The organism is Nocardia sp. NPDC127606, assembly GCF_042671725.1.
Classification (GTDB): domain Bacteria; phylum Actinomycetota; class Actinomycetes; order Mycobacteriales; family Mycobacteriaceae; genus Nocardia.
In genome coordinates this window covers 1-1,645 of sequence record NZ_JBHXWQ010000020.1, presented here as the reverse complement: position 1 = coordinate 1,645, position 1,645 = coordinate 1, and the positions used below count along the sequence as shown (strand labels likewise).

General features: G+C 54.9%; 2 rRNA genes. Both read right to left on the bottom strand.

Annotated features, from left to right (window positions below):
• Window positions 1–4: 4 nt before the first annotated feature.
• A 5S ribosomal RNA gene (gene rrf / locus ACFVJ5_RS35735) occupies window positions 5–121 on the bottom strand.
• A gap of 134 nt (window positions 122–255) precedes the next feature.
• Window positions 256–1,645, bottom strand: a 23S ribosomal RNA gene (locus tag ACFVJ5_RS35730); the annotation flags it as partial.

The window sequence follows — 1,645 nt, the reverse complement described above, 5'->3', positions numbered from 1 at the left end:
GATGTTCCGGCAGTGTCCTACTCTCCCACACCCTGTCGAGTGCAGTACCATCGGCGCAGGTGGCCTTAGCTTCCGGGTTCGGAATGGGACCGGGCGTTTCCCCACCGCTATAACTACCGTAACTCTATGAAACTGTCACACAGAGAGCCACAACCAGAAACCCAACACCTACCTCAGTAGGAATTGGACAACCGATCGTTGTCTCCATGATCTGTGTGCTGTTTCAGAAACCGCACAGTGGACGCGTAACACCTTCGTAGTAAGCCCTCGGCCTATTAGTACCAGTCACCTACACCAGTTACCTGGCTTCCAATTCTGGCCTATCAACCCCATGGTCTGTAGGGGGCCTTAACCCATCAAGTGGGAGAGAAACCTCATCTTGGAACAGGCTTCCCGCTTAGATGCTTTCAGCGGTTATCCCTTCCGAACGTAGCCAACCAGCAGTGCTCCTGGCGGAACAACTGGCACACCAGAGGTTCGTCCGTCCCGGTCCTCTCGTACTAGGGACAGCCTTCCTCAAGTTTCTTACGCGCGCGGCGGATAGAGACCGAACTGTCTCACGACGTTCTAAACCCAGCTCGCGTGCCGCTTTAATGGGCGAACAGCCCAACCCTTGGGACCTACTCCAGCCCCAGGATGCGACGAGCCGACATCGAGGTGCCAAACCATCCCGTCGATATGGACTCTTGGGGAAGATCAGCCTGTTATCCCCGGGGTACCTTTTATCCGTTGAGCGACACCGCTTCCACTTGCCGGTGCCGGATCACTAGTCCCGACTTTCGTCCCTGCTCGACCTGTCAGTCTCACAGTCAAGCTCCCTTGTGCACTTGCACTCAACACCTGATTGCCAACCAGGCTGAGGGAACCTTTGGGCGCCTCCGTTACATTTTGGGAGGCAACCGCCCCAGTTAAACTACCCACCAGGCACTGTCCCTGAACCAGATCATGGTCCGAGGTTAGAAGTCCAATACGATCAGAGTGGTATTTCAACGACGACTCCACCCGAACTAGCGTCCGAGCTTCACAGTCTCCCACCTATCCTACACAAACCGTACCGAACACCAATACCAAGCTATAGTGAAGGTCCCGGGGTCTTTTCGTCCTGCCGCGCGTAACGAGCATCTTTACTCGTAATGCAATTTCGCCGAGTCTGTGGTTGAGACAGCAGAGAAGTCGTTACGCCATTCGTGCAGGTCGGAACTTACCCGACAAGGAATTTCGCTACCTTAGGATGGTTATAGTTACCACCGCCGTTTACCGGGGCTTAAATTCTCAGCTTCGCCCATAACAGGCTAACCGGTCCTCTTAACCTTCCGGCACCGGGCAGGCGTCAGTCCGTATACATCGTCTTACGACTTCGCACGGACCTGTGTTTTTAGTAAACAGTCGCTTCTCTCTGGTCTCTGCGACCCCACCCAGCTCCAGGTGTAAAACCCTTCACCAGGCGTGGTCCCCCTTCTCCCGAAGTTACGGGGGCATTTTGCCGAGTTCCTTAACCACAGTTCTCTCGATCGCCTTAGTATTCTCTACCTGACCACCTGTGTCGGTTTGGGGTACGGGCCGTGTACCAGCTCGCTAGAGGCTTTTCTCGGCAGCATAGGATCACTGAATTCCCCTCAACGGGTACGCATCACGTCTCAGGCTA